The organism is Streptococcus pseudopneumoniae, assembly GCF_001072925.1.
In the GTDB taxonomy this organism is placed as follows: Bacteria; Bacillota; Bacilli; order Lactobacillales; family Streptococcaceae; genus Streptococcus; species Streptococcus pseudopneumoniae_Q.
The window spans coordinates 1-310 of sequence record NZ_JVHE01000002.1 but is presented as its reverse complement, the minus strand read 5'-3'; the positions used below and the strand labels follow the sequence as shown (position 1 = coordinate 310).

The following is a 310-nucleotide window of genomic DNA, read 5'->3' as shown; positions in this document are numbered from 1 at the left end:
TGATGTCGATGCACTTGTTGACGCTGACTCAGATGCTGATGTTGACGCACTTGTGCTTGCTGACTCAGATGCTGAGGTCGATGCACTTGTTGACGCTGATTCAGATGCTGATGTCGATGCACTTGTGCTTGCTGACTCAGAGGCTGAGGTTGATGCAGATTCAGAAGCTGATGTTGAAGCAGACTCTGACGCACTTGTTGATGCTGATTCAGATGCTGATTCAGATGCTGATGTGCTTGCACTTGTTGATGCTGATGTTGACGCACTTGTGCTTGCTGATTCAGACGCTGATGTACTTGCACTTGTGCTT

1 protein-coding gene is annotated in these 310 nt (G+C 48.1%); it reads left to right on the top strand.

Features of this window, described 5'->3' with window-relative positions; all coding sequences use genetic code 11:
• The coding region (locus ADH81_RS11235) for a hypothetical protein (RefSeq protein WP_049525597.1) at positions 1-310 on the top strand (310 nt) is incomplete at both ends.